13 protein-coding genes are annotated in these 15,440 nt (G+C 46.6%); 8 read left to right on the forward strand and 5 right to left on the reverse strand.

Features of this window, described 5'->3' with window-relative positions; translation table 11 throughout:
• Positions 1 to 3: 3 nt before the first annotated feature.
• The 4 genes from rpe to NBH01_RS19105 all read right to left on the reverse strand — a co-directional run bounded on the left by rpe (position 4) and on the right by NBH01_RS19105 (position 4,098).
• Positions 4 to 654, reverse strand: coding sequence for a ribulose-phosphate 3-epimerase (rpe, locus tag NBH01_RS19090; RefSeq protein WP_011109031.1), 651 nt, complete (start codon positions 652 to 654; stop codon positions 4 to 6).
• A gap of 52 nt (positions 655 to 706) precedes the next feature.
• Positions 707 to 1,675 carry a methionyl-tRNA formyltransferase gene (gene fmt / locus NBH01_RS19095; protein ID WP_151209172.1) on the reverse strand — a complete coding sequence of 323 codons (969 nt, stop codon included), beginning with the start codon at positions 1,673 to 1,675 and terminating at the stop codon, positions 707 to 709.
• 62 nt (positions 1,676 to 1,737) lie between these two features.
• Entirely contained in the window at positions 1,738 to 3,534 is a 1,797-nt protein-coding gene (locus NBH01_RS19100) for a chloride channel protein (protein WP_055216419.1), read from the reverse strand.
• Complete coding sequence (locus NBH01_RS19105; protein ID WP_055216416.1) at positions 3,535 to 4,098, reverse strand: L-threonylcarbamoyladenylate synthase; 564 nt, start codon at positions 4,096 to 4,098, stop codon at positions 3,535 to 3,537.
• A gap of 78 nt (positions 4,099 to 4,176) precedes the next feature.
• Here NBH01_RS19105 and NBH01_RS19110 point away from each other — a divergent pair, with 78 nt between their 5' ends.
• Positions 4,177 to 4,614 carry an acyl-CoA thioesterase gene (locus NBH01_RS19110; protein ID WP_008760862.1) on the forward strand — a complete coding sequence of 146 codons (438 nt, stop codon included), beginning with the start codon at positions 4,177 to 4,179 and terminating at the stop codon, positions 4,612 to 4,614.
• A 188-nt stretch (positions 4,615 to 4,802) separates the two neighbouring features.
• On the opposite strand, the gene NBH01_RS19115 is transcribed toward NBH01_RS19110, so the two are convergent.
• The gene (locus tag NBH01_RS19115) at positions 4,803 to 5,657 is read right to left on the reverse strand and encodes a phosphodiester glycosidase family protein (protein ID WP_225679591.1); all 855 of its coding nucleotides are present in this window, start codon (positions 5,655 to 5,657) and stop codon (positions 4,803 to 4,805) included.
• Between the two features lie 537 nt (positions 5,658 to 6,194).
• Between NBH01_RS19115 and recJ the strand changes: the two genes are divergently transcribed.
• The 7 genes from recJ (at position 6,195) to NBH01_RS19150 (ending at position 15,330) form a co-directional block, all read left to right on the forward strand.
• Positions 6,195 to 7,913 (forward strand): single-stranded-DNA-specific exonuclease RecJ, encoded by a 1,719-nt coding sequence (gene recJ, locus NBH01_RS19120; protein ID WP_074856072.1) that lies wholly within the window; start codon positions 6,195 to 6,197, stop codon positions 7,911 to 7,913.
• Entirely contained in the window at positions 7,906 to 9,810 is a 1,905-nt protein-coding gene (locus tag NBH01_RS19125) for a RecQ family ATP-dependent DNA helicase (protein ID WP_211462131.1), read from the forward strand. The genes recJ and NBH01_RS19125 overlap by 8 nt, the downstream gene beginning before the upstream one ends.
• Positions 9,811 to 9,849: 39 nt before the next feature.
• Complete coding sequence (locus NBH01_RS19130; protein ID WP_211462129.1) at positions 9,850 to 10,812, forward strand: tetratricopeptide repeat protein; 963 nt, start codon at positions 9,850 to 9,852, stop codon at positions 10,810 to 10,812.
• A gap of 350 nt (positions 10,813 to 11,162) precedes the next feature.
• Positions 11,163 to 12,011: a prephenate dehydratase gene (locus tag NBH01_RS19135; protein ID WP_008760856.1), complete on the forward strand. Its 849-nt coding sequence runs from the start codon at positions 11,163 to 11,165 to the stop codon at positions 12,009 to 12,011.
• Positions 11,986 to 13,167 carry a pyridoxal phosphate-dependent aminotransferase gene (locus tag NBH01_RS19140; RefSeq protein ID WP_008760855.1) on the forward strand — a complete coding sequence of 394 codons (1,182 nt, stop codon included), beginning with the start codon at positions 11,986 to 11,988 and terminating at the stop codon, positions 13,165 to 13,167. Before NBH01_RS19135 ends, NBH01_RS19140 begins: the two co-directional genes overlap by 26 nt.
• A 92-nt stretch (positions 13,168 to 13,259) precedes the next feature.
• Positions 13,260 to 14,321, forward strand: a complete 1,062-nt coding sequence (locus NBH01_RS19145; RefSeq protein WP_008760854.1) for a bifunctional 3-deoxy-7-phosphoheptulonate synthase/chorismate mutase type II — start codon at positions 13,260 to 13,262, stop codon at positions 14,319 to 14,321.
• A 235-nt stretch (positions 14,322 to 14,556) separates the two neighbouring features.
• Complete coding sequence (locus NBH01_RS19150) at positions 14,557 to 15,330, forward strand: prephenate dehydrogenase (RefSeq protein WP_008760853.1); 774 nt, start codon at positions 14,557 to 14,559, stop codon at positions 15,328 to 15,330.
• The last annotated feature ends 110 nt before the right edge of the window (positions 15,331 to 15,440 follow it).

Here is a 15,440-nt window from a genome sequence, read left to right on the forward strand (position 1 = left end):
CCGTTACAACTTGTGTAACTGGCGGATCATCTCTTCCGGGTCCGGTGCTCCGAAGACAGCATTGCCGGCTACCAGCACATCCGCTCCTGCTTCCACCAGTCGGGCACCCGTTTCCAAATTCACACCTCCATCCACTTCAATCAATGCTTTTGAACCGGCCCGTTCTATTAAAGCACGCAATTCACGGACTTTCTCTACAGAATGCTCAATGAACTTCTGACCGCCAAAACCCGGATTCACACTCATGATAAGTACCATATACACATCCTGAATGATATCCTGCAATAAAGCAACAGGAGTTGCCGGATTGATTGTCACTGCCGGCTGCATTCCAGCTTCTTTGATTTGCTGAATCACCCGATGAAGATGCGTACAAGCCTCATAGTGAACATTCATCGTATGTGCGCCCAACGCTTTCACTTCAGGGATAAACTTCTCTGGATTGACTATCATCAGATGTACATCCAACGGTTTGTCCGTCAACTTTGCTACATACTTCAGCACCGGGAAGCCGAATGAAATATTAGGAACAAATACTCCATCCATTATATCAATATGTACCCACTCCGCTTCGCTGCGGTTTATCATTTCAATATCTCTCGCCAGATAACCAAAGTCGGCAGAAAGGATGGAAGGAGAAATAATCGGTTTCATCATTCTATTGTTTTAAGTTCTAAGTTAGCTTGACCGTGGTCAGTTCATTCTATCAATTCATTTTATATCCATCCGACAAGCGGAATCCACGAAGCAATTCATCGGTCTTCAGACGTTTCTTGCCGGGAAGCTGCAAAGAGAGGACAGAAACAAATCCATCGGGCACAGCCACCTTTATATATTTCTTGCCATCCGTCATAACTGTTCCGACAGGCAACTGATGTGCCTCATAAATCTTCTCGCTCTCAAAAATCTTCATCACCACCGCTTCTCCTTCCGGACTGACCAACTCACTCCATGCAGCAGGATAAGGCGACAGACCACGAATGAAATCATACACCTTTTTCACCGGAGAATTCCAGTCAATCCGGCAAGTCTCCTTAAATATCTTCGGAGCGGGACGTAGTTCGCCCACCACTGCCATATCTTCCTGAGCAATTGGTTTCACCGTGTCATTCAAGATCGCATCCACGGTTTCGAGCACCAGCTTACCACCGAGGATCATCAGTTTATCGTGCACCACTTCCACATTATCCGTGTCGGCAATGGGGACACGTACTTGCTGAATCACTTTTCCGGTATCAATCTCGTGTTGCAGGAAGAAGGTAGTGATACCAGTCTCCGTATCGCCGTTGATAACCGCCCAATTGATAGGAGCAGCACCCCGATACTGAGGAAGCAACGAAGCGTGCAGGTTGAAAGTACCCAACCGCGGCATATTCCAGACCACCTCCGGCAACATACGAAAAGCAACCACAATCTGAAGATCAGCTTTCCACTCACGAAGTGCCTGCACAAAAGCCTCATCCTTCAGTTTCTCCGGTTGCAGCAACGGCAAGTTCTGTTCGAGTGCATATTGCTTGACAGGAGAATATTGAATTTTGTGTCCGCGTCCGGCCGGTTTATCGGGCATCGTTATCACGCCTACCACGTTATAACCACCCTCTACCAACTGACGCAGGGCCTCCACCGCAAAATCGGGAGTACCCATATAAACGATCCTTAAATCTTCTTTCTTCATAATCTTCTTATTATCTTCGTAGAAGTTATCTGCATAGTAACCTGGCTCCGGCACCTTGCCGGTTAATCTTCAGAAAAATGTACCAGTACTTGGCGGTATGAGTTAAATATCTTTGATTTGGAGACAAATCCCTGATATCGTCCTTCTTCGTCCACTACCGGCAGATTCCATGCTTTGGTATCATCAAACGTCTGCATCACTTGTTCCATTCCATCCGTATCGAATATCTTGGCAGGAGCAGATGTCATTAATTTATTAACAGTAAAACGGTGATAAAGTTCTTGCCGGAACATGATGTTGCGGATATCGTCGAGCAGGACAATTCCCAACAATTCGCCGGTCTTTTTATCCGTCACCGGAAACATATTACGGTGGGAAGCGGCAATGGCTTTTACCAACTCTCCCAAGTCCATTTCCGGATGCACGGCTACAAAATCTTTCTCCACCACATTCTCCATCTTCATCAAGGTCAGCACTGCCTTATCCTTATGATGTGTGAGGAGTTGACCGCGCTTGGCAAGACGCATGGAATAGATACTGTGAGGCTCGAAAGCGATAATCGTCAGATAGGAACTGACAGACACAATCATCAACGGCAGGAACAAATCGTATCCTCCGGTCAGCTCGGCTATCAGGAACACTCCTGTCAACGGAGCGTGCATAACCCCACTCATGACACCCGCCATTCCCATCAAGGCGAAATTCTTTTCGGGCAGATAGGCGGAAAAGGCAAAGTCATTGCTGAAATGAGAAAACACGAATCCGGCAATACATCCCAGATAAAGCGAAGGAGCGAAAATACCACCACACCCGCCGCCACCATTCGTCGCACTGGAAGCAAACACTTTCAACAAGATAATCAACATCAGATAAACCTGCAACAGATTACTATAGCCGTAGAACATGGAGTTGTTCATAACCGTGTCCCATTCCGCTGCCGAAGTTCCGTTCAACAGAAGTTCGATTGTATCATAGCCTTCACCGTAGAGCGGAGGGAAAAGGAAGATCAGCACACTCAGCATCACACCGCCAAAAGCAAGTTTCTGATAAGGGTTCTTGAGTTTTCCGAATACCCCTTCTATGGAGTTCATCGCCCGTGTGAAGTAGAGAGAAATCAGTCCGCAGAAGATTCCCAGCAAGATCACGTAAGGGATACGTTCCAGTTCGAAAGCCTGATCGAGATTGAACTTGAACATAGCCTCCGTACCGGTTGTGATATAGGAAACGGTCGCCGCAGTCACGGCGGAAATCAGCAATGGAAGCAGAGAAGACATCGTAAGATCGATCATCAGCACTTCCAGTGTGAATACGAGCCCGGCTATCGGAGCTTTAAAGATACCTGCAATCGCACCTGCCGCACCACAGCCGACAAGCAACATCAGCGTGCGGTGTTCCATCTTGAAAACACTTCCCAGGTTGGAACCGATGGCCGACCCCGTCAGTACAATCGGCGCCTCCGCTCCAACCGATCCACCGAAGCCGATCGTGATGGCACTGGCAATCGTAGACGACCAGATATTATGTCGTTTGATACGTCCCTGACGACGCGAAATCGCATACAGAATCTTGGTAACACCATGACTGATGTCATCCTTCACAATATTACGCACGAACCATCCCGCCAGGAAAATACCTATCACCGGATATACCAGATACAGGTAGTTGGCCGATGTCGCATTAAAGTTGTTTGTCAGGAAATTCTGTATCTGATGAATAAGGAACTTCAAAAATAAAGCGGCAATCGCAGTGAAGATCCCGACCAGAAAACTCAATATCAGGATAAACTGCTTTTCCTTAATATTAGCTTCCCGCCATTTGATGCAACGCTGTAGTAAACTCTGTCTCTCCTCTCTTTTCATCTATTCACGAATTATCTTGATCACTCCGCCTTTGTCTAACTTTATAATACTTGAGGGCTTGGGACGGCTCATATCATCCTGCCGGAAGCCGACGATATAGTCCACTGCCGACTTGACTTCTTCGCTGATTTCAGTAAAGTTGGCCGCTCCCGGCTGTCCGCTGATATTGGCGGAAGTGGAAACAATGGCTTTACGAAATTGCTGACAAAGTCTTCTGGAGAATTCTTCATTGGTCACCCGGATACCCACGCTGCCATCTTCCGCCAGCAGGTTCGGGGCCAGATTCCGTGCACCGGAATAAATAATAGTCAATGGTTTGTCGGCTACTTCTATCAGGTCCCATGCCACATCGGGGACATCCTGTACATAAAAATCCACCTTCACAGGAGAGTCTACCAGTACCAGCATAGCCTTGCTATCGGCACGTTTTTTTATCTCATACACCCGGCGTACAGCCTCTTCGTTAGTAGCGTCGCAGCCTATGCCCCATACGGTATCGGTGGGATAAAGGATGACACCTCCTTCATTCATCACCTGACAGGCTTTTTTAATATCTTCTATCATTTCTTGAACTATTTCTGTTGAGAATAACACGCAAAAGTAGTACTTTTGCGTCGAAATAAAAAAGATTAAGGGAAAACAATGGAAGAAATCGTATTTCATCATGCACTGCCTATCCAGTTGCGCTTCAACGACGTAGATAAATTCGGTCACGTCAATAATACCGTCTACTTTTCTTTCTATGACTTGGGGAAGACTGAATATTTCGCCTCCGTATGTCCGGGAGTGGACTGGGAAAAGATCGGCATAGTGGTCGTTCATATCGAAGCCAATTTTGTAAAGCAGATTTTCGCATCCGATCATATTGCCGTACAAACCGCCGTTTCTGAAATTGGAACCAAAAGCTTTCATCTCATCCAACGGGTGATCGACACGGAAACCCAAGAGGTGAAATGTATCTGTAAATCGATCATGGTCACTTTCGACCTAGAAAAACATGAGTCGATGCCGCTAACCGAAGACTGGATAGAGGCGATCTGCAAATTCGAAGGGAAAGACGTACGCAAGAAGAAAAACTGAAAGAAATAAGTTCCCCGTTGCCGGGGATATTCCTTATCGGTGCCGGACTTCGGATAGCCAAAACCTGAGCAATAAGAAAAGTTTTATATGGAATCATGTCCGCTATATAATAGAAATTACTTGCTTATACATTATATTATATATAATTCCTCTCTTCAATAGTGAACGGCAACCATGTGGATAGTCTCTTAATGCACATAAAGGAAGTTTGCCACTTTACGTTCTCCTTGATGATCATAGTTTCTGTTATCACAGGGAAAGTTCACAATTCCCTCTTCCGGTGCACCGGACAGCCATAAGACGGTAGAGCCTCCCCCATCCAGATTCAGCGCATCTTTTCCACCCAATACATGAAGCAGATGTGCCAATTCCGGAATGTTGATTCCGACAGCATTTTCCGGAGATCGCCCGTCGACAGTAACAAACAGAATCTTTCCTTCTTCAGTCAGACAAATAGCACTACGCGGATGTTTGGTTTCTATAAAATTAGCATTGCACTGACTCCAGTCATAGTATTCCCCGTCTTTCAGCATCAACGGGCCGGAAGCTAACACAGAACCTTTATTTTTCTTGTAGTTCTTCTCGATCTGCCTGTCCCAAGGAATGAGCTTCACTTTTCCTTTCTTCTCATAAACCGCTCCTGTCACCCGCAACTTCAATTCATCCAACGAAGTAGTGTCCACAACCTGACTTCCCACCTTCAAAAAACAGACGGAGTTTCCTTTCGTCATATCAAAATAGGAACCGTTGATGGCTCCGGTCGCCTGATGTTTCGGGGCAATCCGGCTTATTTTCTCTAATTGTCCGGTAAAGGCAATACCGACCTTTTTGCCAGTCTTCGGATTTATCTCCAATATATTAATGGACTGAGTGCCTTGATAAAGAGAAGGGATGGAAGCCCGCTTATGTACAATTCCTTTTTCTACGGTCACCACTTCCCAAGGAGCTGTCACTATTGCTATAGAATCAGCAACAGTCTGTGCATTTACAACCTTAACGGCCAACAAGATTAGAACAATGATACCAACAAGATTTCTTCTCATAAACAGTCTATAAGTTTTGGGTCCATATTTCATGTAATAACTAATCATACAAAGATATACTTCTCCTGTCATATAACTAATATATTCGGATATAAATAAATTAATTCATTTACGTACGGACATGAACATAAACTCTATAACATTACCGATATTACTCTATATATTTAGATCTCAACGACTTATAGTTTCCTATCATTTCTTGTAATGGAAACTGTCGTTTCCCGGTGAGGGAACGAGCGTTCCTTTTAATGGAAACGACCGTTCCTTTTAAAGGGAACTGGCGTTTCCTCCAAGGAAACCAACGCTTACCCCACATGATACGGATGCTTGATTTATATGAACTGACAATTTAGCGTATTACTGATTCGAGTTTACTCCATTTGAATACCAAGCCCGTAAGGAGCTAATTCCACAGGTTTTGAAATATTTTCGTCATATCTACTATACCCTTCCGCTTTTTTTCGTACTTTTACCCCTTGTTGGAAAGTAGCGCCTTTCTGACCCCTGAGAACAGAAAAAGAAAAAACAATATATAAAATGAATCACAAATGGAATTATCAACCCATTACACCCGAACAGGCAGAGACAAGCCAGACATTGGCCCAGGAATTAGGCATTAGCCCGATACTTGGACAACTTTTGGTGCAGCGGGGAATAACGAAGGCAGCAGATGCCAAGAAGTTCTTCCGCCCGCAATTGCCCGACCTGCACGATCCGTTCCTGATGAAGGACATGGACATTGCAGTAGAACGTCTGAACAAGGCGATGGGAAAGAAAGAGCGTATTCTGATTTATGGAGATTATGATGTAGACGGTACTACTGCCGTAGCACTGGTCTACAAGTTTATTCAACAGTTCTATTCGAACATTGACTATTACATACCCGACCGCTACAACGAAGGGTATGGCATTTCTAAAAAAGGAGTTGACTATGCCTCAGAGACCGGCGTAGGATTGATCATCGTACTCGACTGCGGAATCAAAGCAGTGGAGGAAATAACGTATGCGAAAGAAAAGGGAATCGACTTTATCATCTGCGACCATCATGTGCCGGACGATATCCTCCCCCCTGCCGTCGCAATCCTGAACGCCAAACGTCTGGACAACACTTATCCATACACCCACCTTTCCGGTTGCGGAGTCGGTTTTAAGTTTATGCAGGCATTTGCGATCAACAATGGTATCGAATTTCATCATCTGATTCCATTGCTCGACCTCGTAGCGGTGAGCATTGCATCGGACATCGTCCCGATCATGGGCGAAAACCGTATTCTCGCCTATCACGGTCTGAAGCAGCTGAACAGTAACCCCAGCGTCGGCATGAAAGCCATCATCGATGTATGCGGACTCTCCGAAAAGGAGATCACTGTCAGCGACATCGTGTTCAAAATCGGACCACGCATCAACGCATCGGGACGCATCCAGAACGGTAAGGAAGCGGTGGACCTCCTCACAGAGAAGGACTTTTCTGCCGCACTGGAGAAAGCGGGACAGATCAATCAGTACAACGAAACCCGGAAGGACCTCGACAAGAGCATGACAGAAGAAGCTAACAATATTGTGGCCAATCTGGAAGGGCTGTCCGAACGCCGTTCCATCGTGCTTTATAATGAGGAATGGCATAAGGGTGTCATCGGTATCGTAGCTTCCCGTCTGACAGAAGTTTACTACCGCCCGGCAGTAGTACTCACACGGACAGATGATATGGCGACCGGTTCCGCACGTTCCGTCTCCGGATTTGATGTGTACAAGGCGATTGAACATTGCCGCGACCTGTTGGAGAACTTCGGCGGACATACCTATGCAGCGGGGTTATCCATGAAAGTGGAGAATGTGGAAGCCTTTACCCGACGATTCGAGGAATACGTGTCACAACATATTCTGCCGGAACAAACCAGCGCCGTCATCAATATAGATGCGGAGATCGACTTCCGAGACATCACATCGAAATTCTTCAATGATCTGAAGAAATTCAATCCTTTCGGTCCGGACAATATCAAACCGATCTTCTGTACGCATCACGTCTATGACTACGGAACCAGCAAAGTAGTGGGACGCGATCAGGAACATATCAAGCTGGAACTGGTTGACAACAAGTCGAATAACGTCATGAACGGTATCGCATTCGGACAGAGTTCTCATGTGCGCTATATCAAGACGAAGCGTTCATTCGACATCTGCTATACGATCGAGGAGAACACGCACAAGCGTGGCGAAGTCCAACTTCAAATCGAGGATATAAAGCCGATTGAATAAGTATCAGGAGATATTAAAACAATACTGGGGTTATGACTCCTTCCGCGACTTGCAGGAGGAGATCATCACCAGTATCGGCGAAGGCAAAGACACACTGGGACTGATGCCTACCGGAGGCGGTAAGTCTATTACATTTCAAGTGCCCGCTCTCGCCCAGGAGGGCATTTGTATCGTCATCACCCCGCTTATCGCCCTGATGAAAGATCAGGTGCAAAATCTGCGGAAGCGGGAAATCAAAGCTCTTGCCATCTATTCGGGCATGACGCGGCAGGAAATACTTACCGCACTCGAAAACTGTATCTTCGGCAATTACAAATTCCTTTATATTTCTCCGGAACGGCTGGATACGGAAATATTCCGCACCAAGTTGCGTTCGATGAAAGTTTCCATGATTACGGTAGACGAAAGCCACTGTATCTCACAATGGGGATACGACTTCCGCCCGGCCTATCTGAAAATTGCAGAGATACGGGAGCTATTGCCGGAAGTTCCGGTACTGGCACTGACAGCTACGGCCACTCCGGAAGTCGTAACAGATATTCAGGCCCGTCTGAAATTCCGGGAAGGAAATGTCTTCCGCATGAGCTTTGAGCGGAAGAATCTGGCATATATCGTGCGCAAAACCGACAACAAAACGAAAGAAATCCTGTATATCCTGCAACGAATATCGGGCAGTGCCATCATCTATGTCCGCAACAGACGCCGTACCAAAGAAATCACCGAACTGCTGATGAACGAAGGCATAACCGCCGACTTCTATCATGCCGGACTGGACAATGCCGTCAAAGACCTCCGGCAGAAACGCTGGCAAAGCGGAGAAGTCCGCGTCATGGTGGCAACCAATGCCTTCGGCATGGGTATCGACAAGCCGGATGTCCGCATCGTGCTGCATCTCGACCTGCCCGACTCTCCCGAAGCCTACTTTCAGGAAGCCGGACGTGCCGGAAGAGACGGAGAGAAAGCCTATGCCGTCATCCTGTACTCCAAATCGGACAAGACAACACTCCATAAACGAATGGTCGACACCTTCCCCGACAAGGAGTACATTCTGAATGTCTACGAACATCTCCAGTACTATTACCAAATGGCGATGGGCGACGGTTTTCAATGTATCCGTGAATTCAATCTGGAAGAGTTCTGCCGGAAGTTCAAATACTTTCCGGTGCCGGTAGACAGTGCTTTGAAAATACTGACTCAGGCAGGCTATCTGGAATACACGGACGAACAGGATAATTCATCACGGATTCTCTTTACCATCCGTCGGGACGAACTGTACAAGTTGCGGGAGATGGGAAAGGAAGCGGAAGCTCTGATACAGAGTATTCTTCGCTCATACACAGGAGTTTTCACCGATTATGCCTACATCAGCGAAGAGTCTCTTGCCATCCGCACCGGACTGACACGCCAGCAAATCTATAATATATTGGTGACGTTAACCAAACGCCGCATCGTGGACTACATTCCCCGCAAAAAGACACCTTATATTATATATACGCGCGAACGGCTGGAATTACGCTTCCTGCATATTCCCCCCAGCGTCTACGAAGAGCGCAAAGCCCGCTATGAAGCACGCATCAAGGCAATGGAAGAATACGTCACCACCGAAAACGTATGCCGGAGCCGAATGCTTCTCCGCTACTTCGGAGAGAAAAACGAACACAACTGCGGGCAATGCGATGTCTGCCTCAGCAAGCGTGCCACCAACGATTTATCCGAGGAATCTTACGAAGAAGTGAAAAGACAAATACTGGACTTACTCAGCCACAACCCTCTCACTCCTGCCGAAACAGCCGATCAGATAAAGGCGGAAAAAGAGGATATCGGACAAGTAATCCGATATTTATTGGACGAAGGCGAGCTGAAGATGCAGGACGGAATGCTACATATTTCAAAATAAGTTATTACATTTGCAGATAAACTCTAAAACAACACTATCATGCCGAACTTTTTTAAGTCTTTTTTCTCCGGTAAGTCCGAAACTCCGGAGAGTGAAAAACAGAAAAACGATCAGAAAAACTTCGAGATATTCAAATATGACGGCTTGCGTGCACAACGCATGGGACGTCCGGATTATGCCGTAAAATGCTTTACCGAAGCGCTTGCCATCGAAGAGGATTTCGAAACGATGGGCTATCTCAGCCAACTTTACATCCCGATGGGAGAAACCGAAAAAGCCCGCGAACTTCTGGAGAAAATGGCAGTAATGGAACCTCATGTGACCAGCACATTCCTCACACTGGCCAATGTCTGCTACATCCAGGAAGATTACAAAGCAATGGAAGAGGCTGCCAGCAAAGCAATCGCCATCGAAGAGGGAAATGCAGTCGCACACTTCCTGCTCGGAAAGGCCCGCAAAGGACAGGATGACGAAATCATGACCATCGCTCATCTGACGAAAGCCATCACTCTGAAAGACGACTTCATCGAAGCCCGTCTGATGCGTGCGGAAGCTCTGCTGAAAATGAAGCAATACAAGGAAACAATGGAAGACATAGACGCCGTACTCGCCCAGAATCCGGAAGAAGAGACCGCCATCCTGCTGCGTGGCAAGGTGAAAGAAGCCAACGGACAGGAAGAAGAAGCGGAAACGGACTACAAGTTCGTAACGGAAATAAACCCATTCAACGAACAAGCCTATCTCTATCTAGGACAGCTTTATATCAATCAGAAGAAACTGGCGGAAGCAATCGCCCTGTTTGACGAAGCCATCGAGTTGAACCCGAACTTCGCCGAAGCCTATAAAGAACGCGGACGCGCCAAACTACTGAACGGTGATAAAGACGGTTCCGTAGAAGACATGAAGAAGTCACTGGAGCTGAATCCCAAAGACGAAGCTGGTCTGAACGGAGAATTCAAGAACCTGGGACCGAAACCGGAAGCACTGCCGGGAATCTTCTAGGCAGACGGCAGTATATACTCATTTTTAACTGAAACATTACTGTCATATCAGGTGACCTTTTCATCTTTTTTAGAGAAGAAAACAAAAAAAGTATCGCTTTTTGTTTGCATCTAACAGAAAATTATTACTTTTGCCCCAGAATTAGAAACCAAAGCAGAAACAAAGATTCGTATGAAATCATTTTCTTATGCATATTACTTCTTTTTTTACTTTTACTTTAGCCAGAAAGTAGAGCGGGAGTTTGTATGTATCAAGTGACATGATGCTTAAGGACTGAGATGAAGAAATTAATCATATAAATCCCGCTTCCATATGGACGCGGGATTTTTTTATATAACCCTATTAGAACAATGAAAAAGATAGCAATTCAAGGAACACTCGGCTCATATCACGATATCGCCGCACACAAGTACTTCGAGGGAGAAGAAATAGAGTTAATCTGTTGTGCCAACTTCGAAGACGTGTTTACTTCGATACGGAAAGACAGCCAGGTCATCGGAATGCTAGCCATCGAAAATACGATAGCGGGAAGCCTGCTGCACAACAATGAACTGTTGAGACAAAGCGGTACGCAGATTATCGGCGAATACAAGCTGCGCATCTCACATAGCTTCGTCTGCCTGCCCGAAGAAAGCTGGGAAGACCTGACAGAAGTCAACTCCCACCCTATCGCCCTGATGCAGTGCCGTGATTTTCTGAATCAGCATCCGCAACTCAAAGTAGTGGAAGGAGAAGATACGGCACGCAGCGCGGAAATCATCAAGAAAGAAAACCTGAAAGGGCATGCAGCCATTTGCTCGAAAACGGCGGCAGAACGCTACGGAATGAAAGTGCTGCAAGAAGGCATTGAGACCAACAAGCACAACTTCACCCGTTTTCTGGTAGTTGCCGATCCGTGGCAAGTGGACGAACTCCGCCAGCATCACGCAAAGGCGACCAACAAGGCAAGCATGGTATTCACATTGCCACACACAGAAGGAAGCCTGTCGCAAGTATTATCCATTCTTTCGTTCTACAACATCAATCTGACAAAGATACAATCGCTGCCGATCATCGGACGGGAATGGGAATATCAGTTTTACGTCGATGTATCTTTCAATGATTATCTGAGATATAAACAATCTATAGCAGCAATTACTCCATTAACCAAAGAACTTAAAATATTAGGCGAATATGCAGAAGGAAAGTCAAACGTATAAAATCGCTCCTGCCGAAAGACTGGCAAGTGTCAGCGAATACTACTTCTCAAAGAAGCTGAAAGAGGTAGCACAAATGAATGCAGAAGGGAAAGATGTTATCAGTCTGGGTATCGGAAGTCCCGATATGCCTCCTTCAAAGGTTACCATCGAAACATTGTGCAACAATGCTCACGATCCCAACGGACACGGTTACCAACCGTATGTGGGCATACCGGAACTTCGTAAAGGTTTCGCAGCCTGGTATCAACGCTGGTATGGAGTGGAACTGAATCCGAATACGGAAATACAGCCGCTGATCGGTTCCAAAGAAGGTATCCTTCACGTCACGCTGGCTTTTGTCAATCCGGGCGAACAGGTACTGGTGCCGAATCCGGGATACCCCACCTATACTTCTCTGAGTAAAATACTCGGTGCGGAAGTAATCAGCTACGACCTGAAAGAAGAAGACGGCTGGATGCCCGATTTCGAAGCATTGGAAAAGATGGACCTGAACCGCGTGAAACTAATGTGGACCAACTATCCGAATATGCCGACAGGAGCCAACGCTACTCCGGAACTCTACGAACGTCTGGTAGACTTCGCACGCCGCAAGAATATCGTCATCGTGAATGACAACCCGTACAGCTTTATCCTGAACGAAAAGCCGATCAGTATTCTCAGCGTACCGGGAGCCAAAGAGTGCTGCATCGAATTCAACTCCATGAGCAAGAGCCACAATATGCCGGGATGGCGTATCGGAATGCTGGCTTCGAATGCCGAATTCGTACAATGGATACTGAAAGTAAAAAGCAATATCGACAGCGGTATGTTCCGTGCCATGCAACTGGCAGCCGCCACAGCTCTGGAAGCCGAAGCGGACTGGTACGAAGGTAACAACCACAACTATCGCGGCCGTCGCCATCTGGCCGGCGAAATCATGAAAACACTGGGGTGTACCTACGACGAAAACCAGGTGGGTATGTTCCTTTGGGGAAAGATTCCCGCTTCGTGCAAGGATGTAGAAGAACTGACCGAAAAAGTATTGCACCAGGCAAGGGTATTTATCACGCCGGGATTCATCTTTGGCAGCAACGGAGCAAGGTTTATCCGTATTTCCCTTTGTTGCAAGGATGCCAAACTGGCGGAAGCATTGGAAAGAATCAAGAAGCTTTCTTAAAAAGAAAAGACCGATAAAAGTTAATCAGCGGCAGACCAGGAAACGCCTGCCCGAAAGAGTAAGAACAAGAATAAAATAAAAACAATAAGAATATGGAACTCGAATCAATTTTATTACCGGGCATCGAAGCCAAAAGACCGATTGTTATCGCCGGCCCGTGTAGCGCAGAGACTGAAGAACAAGTAATGGAAACCGCCAAACAACTGGCAGCCAAAGGACAAAAGATATACCGTGCCGGTATCTGGAAACCGCGTACCAAACCGGGAGGTTTCGAAGGAATCGGTGTGGAAGGACTTGCCTGGCTGAAGGAAGTGAAGAAAGAAACAGGTATGTATGTTTCTACCGAAGTAGCGACTGCCAAACACGTTTACGAATGTCTGAAAGCAGGAATCGACATCCTTTGGGTAGGCGCACGTACCACAGCCAATCCTTTCGCCGTACAGGAAATTGCCGACGCATTGAAAGGGGTCGACATCCCCGTGCTGGTAAAAAATCCGGTAAACCCAGACCTGGAATTGTGGATCGGTGCACTGGAACGTATCCACAACGCAGGCTTGAAACGTTTGGGAGCTATCCACCGTGGTTTCAGCAGCTACGACAAAAAGATATACCGCAACCTTCCGCAATGGCACATTCCTATCGAACTGCGTCGCCGTCTGCCTAACCTGCCGATTTTCTGTGACCCAAGTCACATCGGAGGAAAACGCGAACTGGTTGCCCCGCTCTGCCAGCAGGCAATGGACCTGAACTTCGATGGTCTGATCGTGGAAAGTCACTGCAATCCGGACTGTGCGTGGAGCGACGCTTCTCAACAGGTAACGCCCGATGTACTCGACTACATCCTCAACTTATTGGTGATCCGTACCGAAACCCAGACGACAGAAAGCCTGAGCCAACTGCGTAAGCAAATCGACGAATGCGACGATAACATCATCCAGGAACTGGCTAAGAGAATGCGCGTAGCACGTGAGATCGGTACTTACAAAAAAGAACACGGAATCACCGTTCTTCAAGCAGGGCGCTACAATGAAATCCTGGAAAAGCGCGGTGCGCAAGGAGAACAATGCGGTATGAGCGCAGACTTTATGAAGCTGATCTTCGAAGCAATCCACGAAGAGTCTGTCCGCCAGCAGATAGAGATTATTAATAAATAAAAAGCCCAAAAGAACTCAAAAATCAAATGGAAACTAACAAATAAGTCGGCAGTAACACAACTGAGGCCGACTAGAAAGTCGGTAGTATCTTACCTCTCCTCCTTCTGGAAGGAGGAGAATAAAGATAGAATCGACTTGTTAGTCACCCCAATGTGAGATACTATTAACTTTTAGAGATACTATTGACTTTTGAAGAGACTATTGACTTTTGAGAAACTCCCCAATAATAATAGATATGAGAATATTAATCCTCGGAGCCGGTAAAATGGGTTCCTTCTTTACGGATATACTGAGTTTTCAGCACGAGACGGCCGTGTTTGACGTCAACCCGCACCAGTTGCGTTTCGTGTATAACACGTATCGTTTCACCACACTGGAGGAAATCAAAGAATTCGAACCCGAACTGGTCATCAATGCCGTCACCGTAAAATACACGCTGGATGCTTTCCGCAAGGTATTGCCTGTGCTGCCCAAAGACTGTATCATCAGTGACATCGCTTCCGTAAAGACAGGACTGAAGAAGTTCTACGAAGAAAGCGGATTCCGCTACGTTTCCAGTCACCCTATGTTCGGACCGACATTTGCCAGTCTCAGCAATCTGAGCAGCGAGAATGCGATTATCATCAGCGAAGGAGATCATTTGGGAAAGATTTTCTTCAAAGACCTTTACCAGACGCTGCGCCTGAACATCTTCGAATATACGTTCGACGAACATGATGAAACGGTGGCATACTCGCTCTCCATCCCATTCGTTTCGACTTTCGTATTTGCTGCCGTGATGAAGCATCAGGAAGCTCCGGGAACGACTTTCAAGAAGCACATGGCTATCGCAAAGGGGCTGCTGAGCGAAGATGACTACCTGCTGCAGGAAATCCTGTTCAACCCACGCACCCCGGGACAAGTGGCCAATATCCGTACAGAGCTGAAAAATCTTCTCGAAATCATCGAAAAGAAAGATGCGGAAGGTATGAAAGCCTACCTCACCAAGATTCGGGAAAAGATCAAGTAAATCATCCTCTCCTTCGATAAGATTTAACCATCCCCTGCAAAAAAGTTCTTTGCAGGGGATTTTTTTATATGTACCTTTGTATCCGCAAAAACGGAATCACAGGAGAAAAG

The sequence above is a fragment of the Bacteroides sp. B1-V-101 genome, from assembly GCF_023656585.1.
Taxonomy (GTDB): Bacteria; Bacteroidota; Bacteroidia; order Bacteroidales; family Bacteroidaceae; genus Bacteroides; species Bacteroides thetaiotaomicron.

Coding starts and splice junctions, on each gene's coding strand:
- recJ (WP_074856072.1), top strand. CDS start 6,195: ATGAATCACAAATGGAATTATCAACCCATTACACCCGAACAGGCAGAG.
- NBH01_RS19115 (WP_225679591.1), bottom strand. CDS start 5,657: ATGAGAAGAAATCTTGTTGGTATCATTGTTCTAATCTTGTTGGCCGTT.
- NBH01_RS19130 (WP_211462129.1), top strand. CDS start 9,850: ATGCCGAACTTTTTTAAGTCTTTTTTCTCCGGTAAGTCCGAAACTCCG.
- fmt (WP_151209172.1), bottom strand. CDS start 1,675: ATGAAGAAAGAAGATTTAAGGATCGTTTATATGGGTACTCCCGATTTT.
- NBH01_RS19105 (WP_055216416.1), bottom strand. CDS start 4,098: ATGATAGAAGATATTAAAAAAGCCTGTCAGGTGATGAATGAAGGAGGT.
- NBH01_RS19135 (WP_008760856.1), top strand. CDS start 11,163: ATGAAAAAGATAGCAATTCAAGGAACACTCGGCTCATATCACGATATC.
- NBH01_RS19100 (WP_055216419.1), bottom strand. CDS start 3,534: ATGAAAAGAGAGGAGAGACAGAGTTTACTACAGCGTTGCATCAAATGG.
- NBH01_RS19150 (WP_008760853.1), top strand. CDS start 14,557: ATGAGAATATTAATCCTCGGAGCCGGTAAAATGGGTTCCTTCTTTACG.
- NBH01_RS19140 (WP_008760855.1), top strand. CDS start 11,986: ATGCAGAAGGAAAGTCAAACGTATAAAATCGCTCCTGCCGAAAGACTG.
- NBH01_RS19110 (WP_008760862.1), top strand. CDS start 4,177: ATGGAAGAAATCGTATTTCATCATGCACTGCCTATCCAGTTGCGCTTC.
- rpe (WP_011109031.1), bottom strand. CDS start 654: ATGAAACCGATTATTTCTCCTTCCATCCTTTCTGCCGACTTTGGTTAT.
- NBH01_RS19145 (WP_008760854.1), top strand. CDS start 13,260: ATGGAACTCGAATCAATTTTATTACCGGGCATCGAAGCCAAAAGACCG.